This window comes from Leptospira sp. GIMC2001 (genome assembly GCF_028462125.1).
Taxonomy (GTDB): Bacteria; Spirochaetota; Leptospiria; order Leptospirales; family Leptospiraceae.
Window position 1 is genome coordinate 1283733 of sequence record NZ_CP115468.1, and the last position, 18273, is coordinate 1302005.

The following is an 18273-nucleotide window of genomic DNA, read 5'->3' on the forward strand; positions in this document are numbered from 1 at the left end:
TTTCGTGAATAATCCAATTAGAGTCTAGCAATTAATTGCGATTTAAAAGTTTGGAAATTATATCTTCATTTATTGGTTTTTCTTGACCAATAGAATGCAATCGTAAGCCCAGATATTATATGCCAGATTCCCCACCAAGCGGCAACGAGAGCCATTCCACCTAAACCGCTGAAGAAATTGAAAATCAAAATGAGGCCAAGTCCCGAATTCTGGATTCCTATTTCGATAGAGACTGCGCGCCTATCTCTTTCTTCAAGTTTCAAAAATTTGGATGAATAATAACCAATGGCTAACGCCAGCGCATTTTGGAGAAAAACTGCAATCATTACAAATCCAACATAATTTATGAAATGTGACCAATTTACACTCAATGCTGCAATCACAAATGCGAGAAAGAAAACAATGGATACTAAACGAAATATTTTGGATGCTTTGGCTGCAAATTTTGGGAACTGATAGGATACTAATAAACCTAACGCAAGCGGCAATCCGAGCAATAGAAAGATGGCAATAAAAATATCACCATAGGGCATTACGATGTCTTTTAGAAGTGAATCTTTTTTCGGAAGTAACGAAGCCCAGATAGCAAAATTTAGTGGGGTCATTACTATCGATGAGAGGGTGGATATTGCGGACATAGAAACCGAAAGTGCTGTATTTCCTTTTGCCAAGTGAGTAAGAAAATTAGAGAGGTTTCCTCCAGGACAAGATGCGACCAAGATCATACCCAATGCAACACTAGTTGATGGATTGATTATTAAAATCAGTAGGAAGGTAATTGCTGGTAATAAAATAAATTGACCAAATAGTCCAATCAATACTGGTTTTGGCTTTTTGAAAACATGAGTAAATTCGAATATCTTCATGTCTAAGGCTACACCAAACATTATAAAACCAAGCATGATGTTGAGTGCCATTAAGCCTGAAGGACTAAAATTCAATTGTATCTGATCGTATGGCATATTCGAATTCCTTTAAAATAGTTTAGAATTAAATGGTTAAATAAGAAGATTGCTCTTTTATTTTTTTGAGGAAAGTATTCTTGTGAACATAGTAAGACATTCGATCTAACTTCACGTAAGAAAAACCACCCGAAAGATCTGGGTAATCATTCTGTATACTTTTTCGATAGTCTCGGTAAGCTAAGGTATCACTATTCCAATTGCGAATATACCTTGCTATCAATTCAGCTTGATCATATCGTCCCTGCCATCCAATTCCTGCAGCTTCGATCATTCCAGCAATCACGAGACCGGGGAATCTTCTCGAAAAAGTATTCATGTAGAAGTCAGGCATAGATCCTTTCCAATCCAAAATATCTTTGTCTATAAAAGGATAGTGCAGTTTGTAACCTGTAGCATAAAGAATCAAGTCATACTCTTGGGACGTCCCATCAATAAATACAACCTTTTTCCCATCAAAACTTCTAATATCAGTAGTCACCTGAATATCGCCATGACCTGCATGATATAAAACAAGACTATTCACGATTGGATGCGATTCATAGATTTTATGATCAGGCTTTGGGAATCCAAAACGAACTGGGTCTCCAGTAAACCATTTTAATAAAAAGCCATCTATTAACTGTTTGGCGAATGCAGGCAATTTAATCAATCCACCTATCGTATCGGCTGGTTTGCCGAATACATATTTTGGAACAAAATGGTATCCACGCCTGAGAGATATAGAAACAGTTTTAGCTCTGTGAACTGCATCTACCGCAATATCACAACCGCTGTTTCCCGCTCCTACAATCAGTACTTTCTTATTTGCAAAAATGTCTGCAGATTTGTATTCTGCAGAATGCAAAATTTTACCAGAAAACTTACCTGGAATATTCGGAATGTTTGGTTCATGTAATGTTCCTGATGCGAGGATAATTCCTTTATACAGAAATTTTTTCCCAGATTTCAGTTTTACGAACCAGAGACTTGTTTCTAGATCAGGTTCTATGCGATCAATGGTTTCATTGAAGTAGTAATAATCATTTAGTTTAAAGTGATCTGCGAATGATTGAAAATATTTTATCAATTCCCGATGGGATGGATAATCGGGAACATCGTCACCCATTGGATATTCCGTAAATTCTGTTCGCTTTTTCGATGATATCAAATGAGCAGATTCATAAACTGTGGAATGCGGATTCTCTATATCCCAGAGGCCGCCAACCGATGAATGTTTCTCGAAGCCATCAAAAGGAATATCGAATTTTTGAAAATTTCTAGCTACTGCAAGACCCATCGGACCCGCTCCAATCACGGCAAACTTCTCGCTGCAATCGATAACTTTGGATTTGGATTTAATTGATCCCTTAGCTTGCTTCAAAATTTGAATTGATCTAGACTTGGGAAATTCTTTTTTATTAACATTCTGTTTTATATTCTTTTTTTTCACTGAGACGCACCAATATGATATGGACTCAATTATTTATTTTTGACAAACTTTTGTCAAGGATAGTTGCATCGTTTTGTTGTTAATATTGAATCTAGCTTTCCGAATTTTTTATCGGTCAATTATGATTATCAAACTTCTATTGGAATCTCAATTGAATTTTAGGATTGGACCGAATCGAATTATTTTTGTTTGAGAATGTCCTTGGATATCTTGCCTTTTGTCTTAACCAGATCGCCAATCAAGCGAGAGGCATTCAATTCTCGGCTCACTTTTCCAATTACAAATTCTGGCATATAAGAAGAACCACCGGGCCATGTATGTCCTCCATTAATGATCTCAATCAAATTGAGTTGCTTCGATTGGCAATCCCAAGATTTCCATTGAATAGAAGTTGGATCATTAGAGAACAATTTGTTCAGATCTATATTTGATTGAGATGAACTGCACTGATAGATTTTCCTGAAATGATTCATTGTATCTGTTGTTGAGAGAATCGCACCTCGTTCTTTGTTGAACAGCGATACCACTCCACCATTAAAGGGAACAATTGGATCTGCAGTTCCGTTTATTACAGTCAAGTTGGTTCTTCGTGTGTTAGTGCATTTGTCTTCGGCGTTAATCGGGAGATTGGATGTTATAGAAACAATCGATACAAATTGTTCGGGAATCTCACAAGCGAGTCTGAGTGCAAACATTCCTCCATTGGAAATTCCTGCAACATAGACTTGTTTGATATCCAAGCTGTATTGTTTCGCAAGATAACTGATCATATCTTTTGTAAAAGTCACATCATCTATGTTTTGTTTGTGGGCTTCACCAATTGGATCTTCACGCAAATCATTCCACGAATTTCCAATTCCACGCATATAAGCAATTGCATATCCAGATTTGTCGACATATTCAAGAAGCTCTGCCGAATCCAAACCAATCATGCCTTCAGCAGAGCCACCACCTCCATGATAGATTAGGATCAAGGGTGTATTCGGAATGGGTTTTGCCGATTTAAAAAATAGAGCAGATCGGATCATCTGAGATCCATTAGGCGATTCAATCTGAGTTTCCACAAGTAGGTCTTTGTATTCGAGCGGTAATTTTCTTCGGGAATTTCTGCAATCGATTGCACTTAAGGAAAAAATTATGACAAAGAGAGTGAGAACTGATCTTTTGGAAAAGAAAAATTGCAAAGCTTGTATTTTGGAAAGATTAAATGGAAACGGGAATACCAAAAGATTATTTATGTTAGCTTTCACTATTTGAATCTGGAATATGTTTGATCTAGTGCTAGATATTTTTATTGTAAGGGCAAAAAAAAACCGGGTGTTACCCCGGCTCAATGGTTCCTAAAAAGAAAGCCGTTCTAAATCATTCACCAACCGCAGCTTCGAGTTCTTCTGACTCTGTAGCGGGTGCTGGTTTCTCTTTCTTCCCATTGGAAGAAGGAGCAGCCACTGCTTGGCGAGCAGCGACCAATGGCAATCCATTGAGATCGCGAATCTGGTTTTCAATCTTAAATGAAATATCCGGATTCTCTAAGAGAAAGGATCGCACAGATTCTTTTCCTTGTCCAATCTTTTCTTCATTATAAGAATACCAAGATCCCGCTTTCGCAAAAATATCGTGCTTGACCGCAAGATCAATCAAAGTGGATTCCCGATTGATTCCTGTATTGAACATGACATCAAATTCTGCCTGACGGAAAGGTGGTGCCATCTTGTTTTTTACGACTTTGACACGAACTCTATTTCCAATGGATTCATCCTTTTCTTTGAGAGTCTCAATTCTTCGAATATCAAGTCGAATAGATGCGTAAAATTTGAGTGCATTACCGCCTGTAGTCGTCTCTGGAGATCCAAACATAACCCCAATCTTCATACGGATTTGGTTGATAAAAACAACAATTGTATTGGATTTAGAAATCGTTCCTGTAAGCTTACGAAGGGCTTGGGACATAAGACGCGCTTGCAAGCCCATATGAGAATCTCCCATATCACCTTCAATCTCTGCTTTGGGAACTAGGGCGGCAACTGAGTCAATTACAATGATATCAATTGCGTTGGAGCGAACGAGAGATTCACAGATTTCTAGAGCTTCTTCTCCGTTGTCTGGTTGAGCAACCAGTAAATCTTCAACGTTTACACCCAATTTTCTTGCATAGGATGGGTCTAGAGCATGCTCTGCGTCAATAAAAGCAGCCACTCCACCTTTCTTCTGAGCCTCTGCGATGGTGGCAAGAGTAATCGTAGTCTTACCAGAAGACTCTGGGCCATAGATTTCTATAATTCTTCCAGACGGAAAACCGCCAATTCCTAAGGCAATATCTAGTTCTAGGGAGCCAGTAGATACAACATTGGTCGCTTCATTCAGTTTGCTTCCTGAACCCAAACGCATAATGGATCCTTTACCAAACTGCTTCTCAATCTGGCTTACTGCCACATCAATGGCTTGGTTCTTCTCCGAGGATTCTTTATCCAGGTTCTTCTCTTCTTTGCCTTTCTTCATAATATCATGTCCTTCCTTTGGTGGTTCTACGAAGGGGTTTCTCAAATCTTCGACTATTTGTCATCCAGTGAAAAAAACTGAATTTAGGAATCGAACCCTCAGATTTATGTCCCTTACTAATGCAATAATAGCATTACCGCCGGACAAATTTCAGGAAAACAGCAATTTTTTCCCACCAAAGATTTTTTTCTAGGATAAGAACTGCTTAGTACATGTATAGAGTTTTTTTTGGGCGATGGAAAAAAAGTAAGCTTCCGATACTAAAAAAGTAGATAGCAGGAGACCCCCCTTTGAGCGAACTAGAAGTTACTTTTCCAGATGAAATGACTCCGAAAATGAAAGAATGCATTCAAATATTCCGAGTTTATTTGGATGTGGAAAAAAATTATTCCGAACATACCCAATCCGCTTATTTGAGAGATCTTAAATTTTTCTTAATTTTCTGCCTAAAAGAAGAGATTGATTTTCTAGAGATCGAAGTAGTCGATGTTAGGTCTTATTTTGCCGACTTAGGTCGTGAAAGAAATTTAGATAAAAAAACCCAAACCAGAAAATTGAGCTCGCTTCGCACTTTTTATCGATGTCTTTTCCAGAGAAGTTTTATTGAATCCAATCCTATATTGTCTGTTAGTTTTCCGAAAACCAAAAAAAGATTGCCGAAAGCATTTTCTCCAATCGAGACGGAAGAAATTTTGGAATACGAAGAGAACGAAGGCTCACCTATTTTGGAACGCCGTGACAAAGCTATCCTTGAAATTCTATATTCTTCAGGAATGCGGGTTTTCGAATTGGTCAATGCCAAAATGTTAGATCTATCCAATGATAGAAAAACAATCAAAGTAATGGGTAAGAGACGAAAAGAGAGATTCGTTTATCTTGGCCCTGAGGCTAGACTCGCATTGGAAGATTACTTGATCATGCGAACTGATTCCAATGAAGAAGAAATTTTTCTCAACCAACGTGGAAAAAAACTTACCACGAGAGGGGTAAGATATATCTTGAACGAGAGAAGGAAAGCGATGGGCTTTGAGAAGTCAGTTACTCCTCATAAGTTTCGGCATACTTTTGCAACTGATCTTTTGGATGCAGGTGCCGATATTCGCGCAGTCCAAGAATTACTTGGGCATTCCTCTTTGTCTAGCACACAGGTTTACCTGAGTGTCTCCAAAGACAAACTCAAAGAGATATATAGGAAGGCACACCCTCATGCAAAACTCGACAGAGGATAATCGGTTTCGTTCAACTACCATACTTTGTGTACGTAAGAACAATCAAGTTGCCATTGGTGGCGACGGACAAGTTTCTATGGGACAAACTGTTATGAAACATTCTGCAAAGAAAGTTCGTAGATTGTTCCAAGATAAAGTTGTTTCTGGATTCGCTGGAAGTGCGGCTGATGCTTTCACCTTATTTGAGTTATTCGAAAAAAAGATCACCGAATACAATGGATCTCTTTCACGCGCGGCAGTGGAGATGGCAAGAGAATGGCGATCGGACAGAATGCTTAGAAGATTGGAAGCTCTACTCATTGTTGCGGATTCTACAGATTCTTTTCTTATTTCGGGAACGGGAGACGTGATCAGTCCAGATGACGGTGTGATTGCTATTGGATCAGGTGGCAATTATGCATTGGCTGCAGCGCGTGCTTTGTATGAGAATACGGATCTATCTGCTCGTCAGATTGTGGAAAATTCAATGAAAATTGCTGCTGATATCTGCATTTATACCAATCACAGCTTGACTGTTGAAGAAATTAATACTTGACCTTTAGTCTAAGGTAGAACATGGAAAATATAGAAATCAATCCCTCGGAAGCTATGGATCTTACTCCTAGACAGACAGTTGAAAAGCTGGATGAGCATATCATTGGACAAAAAAATGCTAAACGAGCTGTAGCGATCGCGCTTAGAAATAGAACTCGCAGAAGAAAACTCGATGCAGAAATGCGCGAAGAAGTATATCCCAAGAACATTATCATGATTGGCCCAACGGGAGTTGGCAAAACAGAAATCGCAAGAAGACTTTCTAAATTATGCAATGCTCCTTTTATAAAAGTTGAAGCGACGAAATATACTGAAGTTGGCTATGTAGGTCGAGACGTTGAATCTATGATTCGCGATCTTGCCATTATCGCACTCAATATGGTGAAGCAAGAATTTCGTGAATCCGTTACTGATAAAGCGAATGAGCGAGCCGAAGAACTTCTATTGGATATACTTTTGCCAGCTCCGCAAGCCTCGGCTCAATCCAATGGATCTTCGCAAGGACTTGGCAGTGATAGCCAAAGAGTTGCTATGGGATTTCAGGATACACCAACCGAAGAGCCACAGACTCGCTATGTTGCAAGCCGAGAGATGATGCGCGCGAAACTCAAGTCGGGTAAATTGGATGATCAAGAAGTTGAAATTGATCAACCGCAATCGGGTCCATCGGGTATGCCCATGTTGCAAGTGTTTGGTGCTGGTAACATGGAAGACTTGGACAACCAGTTGCAAAATGTCTTGGGAGATCTTATGCCCAAGAAAAACAAAAAGAAAAAATTGAAAATTAAAGACGCATTCAAATCTCTATCTGAGCAAGAAGCGGACAAATTACTCGACCCAGACAAACTCCAAGCGGAAGCAAAGAAAAGAGTCGAAGAGATGGGCATTGTCTTCTTAGATGAAATTGATAAAATCGCAGGTAAAGAATCAAGATCCGGAGCGGATGTTTCTCGCGAAGGTGTGCAGAGAGACCTGCTTCCGATTGTTGAAGGTGCAACGATAAACACAAAACTTGGTCCAATCAAAACAGATCATATTCTATTTATTGCAGCTGGTGCTTTCCATATGTCCAAACCTTCCGATCTGATTCCTGAGATGCAAGGTCGTTTTCCGATTCGAGTGGAATTGGATAAATTGTCTATGGAAGATTTTGTCCAGATTTTGACCGCACCCAAATCTTCGCTTGTTAGACAATACGAAGCATTGCTTTTAACTGAAGGCGTCAACTTACAATACAACACAGATGGGATTGCCGAAATAGCAAGGCTTGCCTTCGAGATGAATGAGAAAAATGAAAATATTGGAGCAAGAAGACTCAATACGATCATGGAAAAACTTCTGGAAGATGTAAGCTTTGATGCGCCTGATCTCCCTTCCGACCAGAGAAATGTTGTGATTACTAAAGAATTTGTTTCTGGCAAGTTGAAAGGAATTGTGGAAGATAAGGATTTGAGTAAGTACATTCTCTAATCAGTTTTGGATTTTCTAAATACTTAGATTCTGAATCGTTATCTTGTTTTTTAAGATAACATCGGATTCACAAACTATCTTTCGATATTTAAAGAGCTATTCTATAGTTTCGAATACAACTTCTGTAAAACCGCGAACGGAATTGCCGAGTACAATCCGTTCGCAATTCAACAAATCTTCTAAATAGAGAACTTTTTCTTGAAAATGTCGAGGGAATTTCTCTAAACAAGTTTTTCGTAAAATTCCAGCAAGAAGTCCGGTTGTTACCGGTGGAGTAAAATAGATTCCATTTTGTTTTACAAAAATATTCTGAGTGCAAGATTCCGTGATCTCTCCTCGTTCATTGCAAAATACTATATCATAATATTCTTCACGATTGCTGTATTCTAAATCGTATAGATTTCGAAAACTTGTTTTGTGATATAGATACGGATTATTGGAATCGAGTCTAGTTTTGCTTAGGCGAATGCGCTTTGTGTAAATCGTTGGATCTATCGGATCTGTTTTATTGGTTTTTGAACGTTCTACTTTATGAATGGAAGTTTTGAATTCGCCCGACTCACTGAGGGCGATTCTTAGCCGATATCGATTCTGTTTTGTTCTGCCAGTTTGTTCGATGTCGAAACCATCGATGTTGCTAAGAGAGGACTCTATGGTTTTAGCCAAAGCAGATAGATCGAAATCTATACCCCAATACTTAGCAGATTTTTTTAGTCTATCAATATGCAATAATTTATTTCTAAGTTTGCCAGAGATAATCGGAATGGATTCTAATATTCCGAATTCTACTGGTTCAGAAAAAGAAGATGTCAGGAAATTTGCCTTAGCTAGACATTCATTGAATTCATCCTGATAATCAGAATCCATTACAATCCCACTACCGATCCCCATTTGAGCTTTCTTGTCTTGGATAACGATTGTACGAATGGCAATATTCCAAATTGAAGGAAGCCTTGATTGTCTCGGTGGAAGGTATCCGATGGTTCCTGTGTAGATTCCTCTAGGTGATTTCTCGATCTCTTGGATAATTTCCATAGAACGCATCTTAGGTGCTCCTGTTATGCTTCCACAGGGAAACATTCCTGTAAGAACATCTAAGAAATGAAATTTTGGATCCATAATCGCTGTGACAGTTGAAGTCATCTGATGAACTGTATCAAAGCTTTCAACTCGGAACATCTCACTGGTTTGCACAGATCCGATAGTTGCAAATCTTCCTAGATCATTGCGAATTAGGTCCGTTATCATAAGATTTTCAGCTTGGTTTTTGCTAGAATGAAGAAGGGCATTTTTGATCCAATCATCAATTTCTGGAATGGGATGCCTTTTTGCTGTACCTTTCATTGGCTTGCAGATTAATGCATTGCCTTGCTTTTGAATAAACAATTCGGGTGATACAGAAAGTATTTGCATATTGCTATATTCTATATAAGAAGCATAAGATACTTTTTGTCGAGTGAGTAGATATAAATAGAGTTCGTACGGATTATCTATATAATCAAAATTACAAGGAAAACTCAGATTGATCTGATAGGTGTCACCATCCGTGATAAATTTTTTTAGTTTGCTAACAGACAGTTCATATTCCGGCAAATCCATTCCGAACTCGAAAGAATCGATTTTTGGTATTTTGTCAGGAAATTTTTTCTTTTCTTTAAATTCTATCGGCGAATCAAAGACACCGATACAAAATAGCGGTAACTTTCTTTCTTTTGGTATAAGCGAATTTAATTTTTCTTCAAGATAATATCCCGCTTCATAGCTGACGAATCCGGCAAGCCAATGGGATTCAATGTCTTTGGATTTGAGGATAGCTAAGTCACGATGGAATTCTTGTTCTGTTGTTGGGGCAAAAAGTTGGCTTGGTTTTGTGAATTGCAGCCCAGTCTGAAAACCTGGGTTAATTAATAGATCATCAAATCGAATTTCGAATGCTGTCAAAAATCCATCTTCTGCAAGTCAGCGATTGGATAACGCATATAAACAGTTGTTATCTTGTTCGAAGAAACAATTGTAAAATGCGTGAGGGGATCAATTCCCATGCTATAGAATCCTTCGTCTATCATAGCGATTCCAAAGCCTGCAGATTCTTTCTCATCCAAATAGTCTGGTCTAAAAAATTCTGATGATCGTCCAGCCTTCGCTAATTCTGCATGTTGCTCTCTTGAGGAATCAATTCGTTTCATATCCAATCCCATGATCGGTGCATCATTTCGAATTCGAAAATAAATATCATCATCCGAGATTCGAATTTTCATGGAAATTTTGAAATCTTCTTTCTGAATTTTATTGCGAGCTTCTGCGAGATATTCTTTCTCATGATCAGAAAAATTGGTTTTCTTAGATCGAATCTTGTCTTGTAATTGTAGGATTTTCTGAACTGTTTTCTTAAGCTTATCGGGAACCACATAACGCTGCATAGCGTCTCGAAGCGGGCTCGTATCTAAAATAATTTCTAGCATTTCTTCTGCTTCTTTCATGGACGACTCTTCATCAGAATGAGTAAGTTTATTGAGTAACTCATCTTTGAAAATCACATGACGAAGATTGCCCTTGACGCCATTGAGAAGTGCTTCCATAATTCCACTAAATAAATGGAAGGAAGCAAGAGGATTTGCTTCTAATCGATTTAGGATTCCTTGAATGACTTCGTTCAAGATATCGCGTGTTGGTCTAGTAAGACCCTTGATTTCAAAATGCAAATAATTTCTATTTACAATGGATTCAAGATTTTGGAGGATAAGGTCGCCTTTGAGGATTTTTTTTTCAGCTTGCATAAAAAAATGATTCTTTCCAGTTCAATGTAGTAAAATTGCCCTAGAATGCAAGAAAATTTAGGTTGTATCACATGGAAAAAACAATTTTCGAATTGATCACTCCAGATTTGGGAGATACTGATAAAATTGAGTTGGTCAAATGGTACTGCAAAGTCGGTGAATCAATTGAAGAAGGACAAGAAGTCCTTGAATTGGTAACGGACAAAGCAGCTTTTCCAATGGAATCACCGCGGAATGGAATTCTATCTAAAGTATTATTTCACGAAGGTGATGTAGTCAAGCGAGGAGATATCCTCGGTGTTCTAACAATTTGAATTCAATGCGAATCGTTCATATTTCTGATTTGCATTTACCAATCCGTCTCAATCCTTTTATTTTGCGTAGAAAATCGTTAATCGGTTATACAAATTTCGCCCTTCGAAGAAGAAAAAAACATCTGCTTCATAAGTCTCTACTTGAATCTATTAGTAAATTAAAATATGATGTTCTTATAATTTCCGGTGATATCACAAATATTTCGGAAGAAAAAGAATTTACCCAAGCCAAGGAATTTCTGAAACCCATTCTTGACGATCGAACTTTTATTATTCCAGGGAATCACGATCGATATACTCAGAAATCTTGGGACGAAATGTACTTTGAAAAAGCATTTGGAGAATATATTGGAGATGCGATTCCGATTTCAGAATCTTCAAAAGAGCAAGGTGCAAAGCAAGAAATGAAGCATCTGCAAGATTCAGAGGTTCTAGGTGCAGAACAAGCTGCCATTGAGAAGAAAAAATATTTAAGGAAAAAAGTTTTTGGCGATGTTGCCATCTATGGTTGGGATTCTAATCTTGTTTTGCCTGCTATGAATGCACAAGGTTATGTAGATCTAGATATCGTTTACCAGACACAAGAATCAGTAGCGATGTCTAAAGAAAAGGAATATATGGTAGTCTGTCATCATCCCATCTGGAATCCAATTGATCGTCAAGAATCAGCTAGACATAAATTGACAAATCGATCAGTGATTGGATCGATTCTTAAGTCAAATCCACCGAGTGTATTCTATCATGGACATTTGCATACCAATTGGGTAAAGGAGCCGGGTGAGGAATTCCCATTCTGGGTTGTGAACTCTGCATCTTCTACGAGGGATTCTGATGATCGTCATAGAAGCGGTTACCATATTCTGGATAGAATCGACAGTCAATGGAATATCAAAAGAATTGAATACAATATAGGTATGATGGAATACCGAGAAACTAAAGTTATAGTATATAATGAACATAAAGGATAAAAATTATGGCAGAAGTGAAGCCTGATATAAATTTAATACAAAAACAACTCTTAAATGTAAAGCACCCAGAACTCAAGAAAGATATAATCACTCTTGGTATGGTCGCAAGTCTCGAGCCGAACGAAGAAGGAATATCTCTACTGATAAAAACTCCTAATGCAGATCGGCGAATGCAGATTGGACTCGAAGCACAGATCAGGCAAGTGCTTTCGAAAACGGAAGGTGTTGGCAAGATCAAGATAAAATTCGAAGTCGACCAGAATATGAAGTTAGATGATGGCAATCGTATTCGTGGCGTTAAGAAAGTTATAGCGATTGGATCAGGTAAGGGCGGAGTAGGTAAGTCAACGGTTACATCGAATTTAGCAGCGGCGGCTGTGAACGCTGGCTTGAAAGTTGGAATTATGGACGCAGATATTTATGGTCCATCAATCGGCAAAATGTTCGGAAGCTCCGGACGAGTTGCACTCAAAATCGAAAATGATAAAATCTATCCATTAGAAAAAAATGGAATTAAGATCATCTCATTTGCCTTTCTTATCAATGAAGACCAACCTGTGGTATGGCGAGGACCGATGCTTGGTAAAGCCGTTGAGCAGTTCCTATACGATGTAGTATGGGGTGAGCTGGACATTTTGTTCATTGACCTTCCTCCTGGTACGGGTGATGTGCAACTATCTCTTGCTCAATTGATTGATCTAGATGGTGCAATACTTGTTACCACTCCACAATCAGTTGCGTTGCTTGATGCAAATCGAGCAGCCGCTATGCTCAATCAAGTAAAAGTTCCAATTCTCGGAATTGTTGAGAATATGAGCGAATTTGTATGCCCGAAATGCGGTCATGCGTCCAATATATTCTCGCAAGGTGGTGGTGACAAAATTGCTTCAAGCTTGGGTGTGAAGAAATTAGGTGGAGTTCCGATAACAATGGACATAATGCAAGCGGGCGAGGCTGGAGTTCCTTTTGTTGCAAAAGAAAAGGATTCTGTCATTGCTAAGGCTTATGCCTCGATTCTCGCGAATCTGCAAGAAGAGATAAAGAATTGGGAGTAAAAAAATGCTTGATAAGGCTCAAATCCAAGTGTTTTTATGATGTCTGAGGAGGGAAAATATGATTTTTGAGAAAGGATCCAAACAAAATCCCACCGGGAATCTTATTCTGTACTTCAATGTTACAGGAGAGAACCCAGTTCAGCCAGGTGGCAAAATCATCGCATCCAATGTGGTTGTGAGCTTCCTTAAGTTGGGTGATAATTTTCCAGTTGTCACTTTTCCACCTGTTGCACTTCCAGCTTTGGAAGATCTGCGAAATATAATCGGAATCAATTTAGATGCTTATGATATAGTAAAATTGCCAGATTTTGATCTTCCAGAAAACAAAGAAGAAGCGAATCGATATATTCAAGATCAGATGGAGAGATTCAATCAGTATGTAATGAAGTATGTTGAATTCTGCAAAGCTCGTGAGAAGAAACCAATGGAGATTTCTGAAAAAGAAATTCATGGAGTTGAAGGTTATCTAGAAGCACTGGCAAGATTATCTATGGAATTACGCAAATCGACGGGCCTTGCGAAAGAAGCAACGATGATGCGTGTTGATCGAATTGCTTCTAATTTTTCCACATCTCATCCTCAGTATGATGTAGAGAATTTCAAAAGGGCTCTTCAATTTCCAGGCCATATCGGCGATGAATTGATTGGATTGTATCTAAAAAAATTCAATGCAATCTCTATAGAAAACTATGAAGATGCATCCGATCTTAAGAGACGTATCGAAGATATAGAGACCTCACTTTCTAGTCATTAATTTATGAACTTGAGTTTTCCTGTGTCACCAGGCAAGGTTGTTATCTTGCAAAAGAGGATGCAGGAACTCTCTATCAAAGAATCCGATCTTACAGAAACCTTTGTCAGATCCGGAGGCAAGGGTGGGCAGAATGTGAACAAAGTGTCCACTGCCGTTCGACTTTTGCATATTCCAACTGGTGAAGAAGTAAAATGTTCCATCAATCGAACACAAGGGCTCAATCGTTACAAGGCTCGCGTTATACTCTGCGACCGTCTCGAAGCTCGCTCCAAAGGAAACGATTCCAAAATTCAGAAAAATATTATTAAAATTCAAAAATCTAAAAAAGATAAACTCAGAAAACAGAAAAAGAAATCCACTGAAAATTTGAGGATTCAAGATTTGGAATCTGATCGAGAAGAGTAAATTAGAATATTGAATGAATATGGAATTCAATTTTAGTTAAAGGAGATTAGATGAAAAATTTACAAAAATTTATGAGTAGATTTGATTTCTTAACTCCAACCGAATATGAAATCGTTTCGAAAAATCTCACATTAAAAAAGATTCCGAAAGGTGAATTTTTCTTAGAAGCAGGTCAGATCACAAAAGACCTGGGATTTGTTGAAGAAGGTTGCATCCGATCTTATTATTATCACGAGGGAAGAGATATCACTCAAGATTTTTATGTGGAAAATTCTATGATAGCAATCATGAGCGGAATCATAAAAGGGGAATCTTCTCCTTTGTCCTACCAAGCTATAGAGGACACTCAATTGTATCTATTGAGATATGATAACCTCATTGAAATATATAAAGAATCTCCAAAAATGGAAAAGTTAGGACGATCGATTCTTGAAGGATTGCTTGTCCAAGCAGAAGATCGCATAACTACTTTCTTGACAAAGTCACCTGAAGAACGTTATATTCTAATGATGGAAAATCAGTCAGAGCTTGTGAATAAAATCAACCAGAATCATTTGGCATCTTACCTGGGAATCACTCCAGTATCACTGAGTCGAATGAAGTCTCGGATTTTTAAAAAAAATTAACTTAAGATAAGATCCATTTAGTTTCATAAATGTTTACAATTCTCTGCCGGTATGAACGCTTGGGGAAGGAGATTTATATGCTAAATTTAATAAAAAAAATACTATTAATGGGAATATTTTTGAATCTGATTCTAAATTGCCAATCAAGAACAGAAGTTAGAAATTCCAAACAACCGATTCAGTCCAAAACAATTGTATTTATCCATGGTATGTTCATGACGCCTTTGTGCTGGCAGGATTGGGAGAAGGAATTCAGATCTAAGGGATACAAAACGTATTCTCCAGCTTGGCCATTGCATGATAAAACTCCATCTCAAATGCGTACAGAACATCCTAACCCGAAATTGGGTGAACTTGGTCTTAAGGAAATTGTTGAGCATTATGAGAAATTCATACTGACTCTTCCTGAAAAACCAATCATCATAGGGCATTCAATGGGTGCCTTGGTTACACAAATATTGATGCAAAAAGATTTGGGATCTGGCTATGTTGCCATTCGTTCTGCCCCACCTAAAGGAGTTTTGAGTCTCAAATGGTCTTTTATCAAAAGCAATTGGAATGCAATCAGTCCATTTGCCGATAAAAAAGAACCTTTTCTGCTTACTTACGATGAGTTTAAATATGCGCTTGCCAACACACTTACAGATGAAGATGCGAAGTCAACTTACGAAAAATATGTTACTCCTGAATCCAGATATGTGGTAGCAGAAGCTCAGACCGATATTGCTAAGTTGGAATATGAAAAAAATCGAGCTCCTTTGCTTTTTATATCTGCATCCGAAGATCGAATTACACCTGCTAGATTAAATTATAGTAATTTTTCTAATTATCCGCAAGGAAAATTGGTTACTGATTATTTCGAGTTTACTGGAGTTGGTCATCTTTTGAATGATCAAACTGCTAAGGATGAAATAATTTATGTTTTGAAATGGCTCAATGAATAGATTGTGGGAAACTTTTTTTGAAGCCGTGGGCTTAAGCCCCCGGCATCCGGCCTAAGTGGATTCAATTGGCTACATAATACCTTCATATAGATTATTTACAAGCCAGATATTCAGACAGTTTTTATGTAATCAATCCATTTGAAACTGATTGAGAACTAATTAGCAATAAAATCACAAAACCTACTTTTCTAGATTCAATTTTCCTGAGTAACGAAGTAACTATATTGGTAAATAGCTATCCAGTACTTCCATAGGAATATGTGTACGCTCTGATGTGATTTCTTTATTCTTTCCAGTCTCGAGCCATATTCTGGAAACTGTGTCCAATAACGGTTCACCCAATTCAATAACTCTACCGTCTGGATCTCTGATTCGCATTACAAGCTGACCCCAAGGCTGTTCAGTTAGTGGATTGACAAATGGAACATTTTTATCCAATAAAAATTCTTCTAGTGGCTTCAATGCTTTTGCTTCGAAACAAATTTCATGACTGAAGTCAATTCCGCTTTTAAGGTTCAACTTTTTACCGAATACCAAATTTTCAGCATAAGACCGCTCCCATAAAGAAAACCCGCTAGTATACATAACATGATTTTCGCTATCTATCGAAGGTATTTGGTTTAGACAACCTTCATAAAATTGGCGAGCGGCTTTGATATCTTCAGTGATTAAAGTTGTGAGTGAGAGTTTGATTTCCTGTTTCATATAAGTAATAATACAGCATTGGACTAGCACTGTCTTGAATGAAAGCGACAATCTACAGAAAAAAATTTCCTGCTGTTTTACCTGTAAAAAATTTAATCTCTCGACTCATATGGGATTGGTCGCTATAACCAGATTCTAAAGCAAGATTTGCCAAGTGTTGATTGGTATACTTATTTGAATTTAGTTGCGCTAATTCCCAACACTTATGAAATCGAAGGATTTTTCCAAGCATTGTGGGAGTTAACCCAGTGGACATTCTAAATTTTCTTTCTAAAGTTCTTAAAGATAGGGAATATTGTTTTGCCCAATATGAAGGAGAATTTGAGATACCTTTTGTTCGTAAAGATTTAGACAAGGATACTAAATTACTATCCGATGCTTGAAGATTGATTTCAACCCAGTTATTGAGAATTTCTAAGTTTCTAGTTCGTATAAAATCGACAGATATATTTTTTAAAGATTTAAAAAGTTTATATTGGATAGACTGTAGGTCGATTGCTTGATTGCCGATTTCTGCTATGGGAAGATTTAGTAGAGAGCCTGGATGGAATTGCAAACCAATGTAAATTTCATCTGATGATATAGATTTTATTCTTGTATGATTTTCAAAACCCGTTAGCCATATGTTATTGATTTGTTGAGTTATAGCCGAATATTCAATGATTATATCACAATGACCATCAGGCAGAATTTCAAAATTAATGTTTTCTTCATTACGATTCTGGCTAATCCAAATCGTTTCTAGCCCCGATTTAAATCTGATAGAATCATTGGTTGAGAATTTACAAAACAAATTAGAAACTTTTCCTAGCTATTCTTTTATTCGTTTTGAAAATCTGGCAACATGAGAAGATCCGTTGATCCAATATCGAGACCCATCTGGCTAAGTAAGGTTGTGATCTGACCTCGGTGATGAGTCTGATGGTTGAAGAAATGTGAAAGAACAAACCATATTGGATATTGTCTCGGTTTCGGATTTGCGATACCTTTGTAGCTCAGAATTCTAGTTAAATCTAAGTTAGTATAAGAATCTATAAGCTTGATAATCTTTTCGTCTAAGTGCATACGATTTTCTTGGAGTTCATTAAAATCTGAATAGAGTTCTTGATCGAGTGATTTAATTTGAAAAGGAAGAACTTCTAACCTTGAAATCCATACTAAATCTGCAAGTAATATATGATTGAGTGTTCCATGGATTGACTTGAAAAAAGCCAATCGATTTTTCTTTCTCTCTTCATCCGAAAGTCCACTACAAACTTTATAGATTTTCTCATTCATCCATTGATTGTATTGGCACATAGCTTTATAATGATTTAGATCCATAAATTTCCTTCGTTCTTTTTTCGATCTTTTAAAAATTTGAGTAGTGGTTCTATGTCTACTCCACTCCAACGAAACTATTTTCTAGATTCGAAAAGTAAATGAATTTAAAGATCAAAAAAATATACTAAAGCCATGCATATTGGTAAGAATTTTTTTGTGTGTTTCCTTATCTTTAACTAAGGTCAAAGTTTTTCCTGCTCATTTCCTCATTAAATGAGAATTGGAAAATAATCTAAATATTGAATTGACAGGAAAGTTGCATTATTAATTATGTAA

The 18273-nt window shown here is 37.5% G+C and carries 19 protein-coding genes; 10 read left to right on the forward strand and 9 right to left on the reverse strand.

What is annotated here, in order from left to right:
* Positions 1–65: 65 nt before the first annotated feature.
* The 4 genes from O4O04_RS07195 to recA all read right to left on the reverse strand — a co-directional run bounded on the left by O4O04_RS07195 (position 66) and on the right by recA (position 4893).
* Positions 66–962, reverse strand: coding sequence for a bile acid:sodium symporter family protein (locus O4O04_RS07195; RefSeq protein WP_272535117.1), 897 nt, complete (start codon positions 960–962; stop codon positions 66–68).
* Between the two features lie 28 nt (positions 963–990).
* Positions 991–2394, reverse strand: coding sequence for a flavin-containing monooxygenase (locus tag O4O04_RS07200; protein ID WP_272535118.1), 1404 nt, complete (start codon positions 2392–2394; stop codon positions 991–993).
* Between the two features lie 179 nt (positions 2395–2573).
* Positions 2574–3644: a CE1 family esterase gene (locus tag O4O04_RS07205; protein WP_272535120.1), complete on the reverse strand. Its 1071-nt coding sequence runs from the start codon at positions 3642–3644 to the stop codon at positions 2574–2576.
* 112 nt (positions 3645–3756) lie between these two features.
* Entirely contained in the window at positions 3757–4893 is a 1137-nt protein-coding gene (gene recA / locus O4O04_RS07210; protein ID WP_272535122.1) for a recombinase RecA, read from the reverse strand.
* Between the two features lie 323 nt (positions 4894–5216).
* Here recA and O4O04_RS07215 point away from each other — a divergent pair, with 323 nt between their 5' ends.
* From O4O04_RS07215 to hslU, 3 genes are read left to right on the forward strand one after another with little or no spacing between them, the layout of a single operon-like run.
* Positions 5217–6122 carry a tyrosine-type recombinase/integrase gene (locus O4O04_RS07215; protein WP_272536038.1) on the forward strand — a complete coding sequence of 302 codons (906 nt, stop codon included), beginning with the start codon at positions 5217–5219 and terminating at the stop codon, positions 6120–6122.
* Positions 6100–6657 carry an ATP-dependent protease subunit HslV gene (gene hslV, locus O4O04_RS07220; RefSeq protein ID WP_272535124.1) on the forward strand — a complete coding sequence of 186 codons (558 nt, stop codon included), beginning with the start codon at positions 6100–6102 and terminating at the stop codon, positions 6655–6657. The genes O4O04_RS07215 and hslV overlap by 23 nt, the downstream gene beginning before the upstream one ends.
* A gap of 20 nt (positions 6658–6677) precedes the next feature.
* On the forward strand, positions 6678–8126 hold the full coding sequence (gene hslU, locus O4O04_RS07225) for an ATP-dependent protease ATPase subunit HslU (protein WP_272535126.1): 1449 nt from the start codon (positions 6678–6680) through the stop codon (positions 8124–8126).
* Between the two features lie 96 nt (positions 8127–8222).
* Here the strand turns inward: hslU and pabB are convergent, their stop codons facing one another.
* Positions 8223–10067, reverse strand: a complete 1845-nt coding sequence (gene pabB, locus O4O04_RS07230; protein ID WP_272535127.1) for an aminodeoxychorismate synthase component I — start codon at positions 10065–10067, stop codon at positions 8223–8225.
* The gene (locus O4O04_RS07235; RefSeq protein ID WP_272535129.1) at positions 10064–10903 is read right to left on the reverse strand and encodes a hypothetical protein; all 840 of its coding nucleotides are present in this window, start codon (positions 10901–10903) and stop codon (positions 10064–10066) included. Before O4O04_RS07235 ends, pabB begins: the two co-directional genes overlap by 4 nt.
* Before the next feature lie 71 nt (positions 10904–10974).
* Between O4O04_RS07235 and O4O04_RS07240 the strand changes: the two genes are divergently transcribed.
* The 7 genes from O4O04_RS07240 to O4O04_RS07270 all read left to right on the forward strand — a co-directional run bounded on the left by O4O04_RS07240 (position 10975) and on the right by O4O04_RS07270 (position 15969).
* Positions 10975–11217 (forward strand): lipoyl domain-containing protein, encoded by a 243-nt coding sequence (locus O4O04_RS07240; protein ID WP_272535130.1) that lies wholly within the window; start codon positions 10975–10977, stop codon positions 11215–11217.
* A 5-nt stretch (positions 11218–11222) separates the two neighbouring features.
* The gene (locus tag O4O04_RS07245; RefSeq protein ID WP_272536039.1) at positions 11223–12185 is read left to right on the forward strand and encodes a metallophosphoesterase family protein; all 963 of its coding nucleotides are present in this window, start codon (positions 11223–11225) and stop codon (positions 12183–12185) included.
* Between the two features lie 5 nt (positions 12186–12190).
* Positions 12191–13240: an Mrp/NBP35 family ATP-binding protein gene (locus O4O04_RS07250; RefSeq protein ID WP_272535131.1), complete on the forward strand. Its 1050-nt coding sequence runs from the start codon at positions 12191–12193 to the stop codon at positions 13238–13240.
* A gap of 58 nt (positions 13241–13298) precedes the next feature.
* The gene (locus tag O4O04_RS07255; RefSeq protein WP_272535133.1) at positions 13299–13994 is read left to right on the forward strand and encodes a hypothetical protein; all 696 of its coding nucleotides are present in this window, start codon (positions 13299–13301) and stop codon (positions 13992–13994) included.
* 3 nt (positions 13995–13997) lie between these two features.
* Complete coding sequence (locus O4O04_RS07260; RefSeq protein ID WP_272535134.1) at positions 13998–14399, forward strand: peptide chain release factor family protein; 402 nt, start codon at positions 13998–14000, stop codon at positions 14397–14399.
* 50 nt (positions 14400–14449) lie between these two features.
* Complete coding sequence (locus tag O4O04_RS07265) at positions 14450–15025, forward strand: Crp/Fnr family transcriptional regulator (protein WP_272535136.1); 576 nt, start codon at positions 14450–14452, stop codon at positions 15023–15025.
* A 77-nt stretch (positions 15026–15102) separates the two neighbouring features.
* Positions 15103–15969, forward strand: coding sequence for an alpha/beta hydrolase (locus O4O04_RS07270; RefSeq protein ID WP_272535138.1), 867 nt, complete (start codon positions 15103–15105; stop codon positions 15967–15969).
* A 219-nt stretch (positions 15970–16188) separates the two neighbouring features.
* Here O4O04_RS07270 and O4O04_RS07275 read toward each other — a convergent pair whose 3' ends face one another.
* From O4O04_RS07275 to O4O04_RS07285, 3 genes are read right to left on the reverse strand one after another with little or no spacing between them, the layout of a single operon-like run.
* Positions 16189–16674: a VOC family protein gene (locus O4O04_RS07275; protein WP_272535139.1), complete on the reverse strand. Its 486-nt coding sequence runs from the start codon at positions 16672–16674 to the stop codon at positions 16189–16191.
* 52 nt (positions 16675–16726) lie between these two features.
* Positions 16727–17467 carry a helix-turn-helix domain-containing protein gene (locus O4O04_RS07280; protein WP_272535140.1) on the reverse strand — a complete coding sequence of 247 codons (741 nt, stop codon included), beginning with the start codon at positions 17465–17467 and terminating at the stop codon, positions 16727–16729.
* 26 nt (positions 17468–17493) lie between these two features.
* Positions 17494–17997, reverse strand: a complete 504-nt coding sequence (locus O4O04_RS07285; protein ID WP_272535141.1) for a DinB family protein — start codon at positions 17995–17997, stop codon at positions 17494–17496.
* Positions 17998–18273 lie beyond the last annotated feature (276 nt).

Coding starts and splice junctions, on each gene's coding strand:
- O4O04_RS07275 (WP_272535139.1), bottom strand. CDS start 16,674: ATGAAACAGGAAATCAAACTCTCACTCACAACTTTAATCACTGAAGAT.
- O4O04_RS07285 (WP_272535141.1), bottom strand. CDS start 17,997: ATGGATCTAAATCATTATAAAGCTATGTGCCAATACAATCAATGGATG.
- O4O04_RS07255 (WP_272535133.1), top strand. CDS start 13,299: ATGATTTTTGAGAAAGGATCCAAACAAAATCCCACCGGGAATCTTATT.
- hslV (WP_272535124.1), top strand. CDS start 6,100: ATGCAAAACTCGACAGAGGATAATCGGTTTCGTTCAACTACCATACTT.
- O4O04_RS07270 (WP_272535138.1), top strand. CDS start 15,103: ATGCTAAATTTAATAAAAAAAATACTATTAATGGGAATATTTTTGAAT.
- O4O04_RS07260 (WP_272535134.1), top strand. CDS start 13,998: ATGAACTTGAGTTTTCCTGTGTCACCAGGCAAGGTTGTTATCTTGCAA.
- O4O04_RS07245 (WP_272536039.1), top strand. CDS start 11,223: ATGCGAATCGTTCATATTTCTGATTTGCATTTACCAATCCGTCTCAAT.
- O4O04_RS07265 (WP_272535136.1), top strand. CDS start 14,450: ATGAAAAATTTACAAAAATTTATGAGTAGATTTGATTTCTTAACTCCA.
- O4O04_RS07235 (WP_272535129.1), bottom strand. CDS start 10,903: ATGCAAGCTGAAAAAAAAATCCTCAAAGGCGACCTTATCCTCCAAAAT.
- O4O04_RS07250 (WP_272535131.1), top strand. CDS start 12,191: ATGGCAGAAGTGAAGCCTGATATAAATTTAATACAAAAACAACTCTTA.
- O4O04_RS07215 (WP_272536038.1), top strand. CDS start 5,217: ATGACTCCGAAAATGAAAGAATGCATTCAAATATTCCGAGTTTATTTG.
- O4O04_RS07195 (WP_272535117.1), bottom strand. CDS start 962: ATGCCATACGATCAGATACAATTGAATTTTAGTCCTTCAGGCTTAATG.
- recA (WP_272535122.1), bottom strand. CDS start 4,893: ATGAAGAAAGGCAAAGAAGAGAAGAACCTGGATAAAGAATCCTCGGAG.
- O4O04_RS07240 (WP_272535130.1), top strand. CDS start 10,975: ATGGAAAAAACAATTTTCGAATTGATCACTCCAGATTTGGGAGATACT.
- hslU (WP_272535126.1), top strand. CDS start 6,678: ATGGAAAATATAGAAATCAATCCCTCGGAAGCTATGGATCTTACTCCT.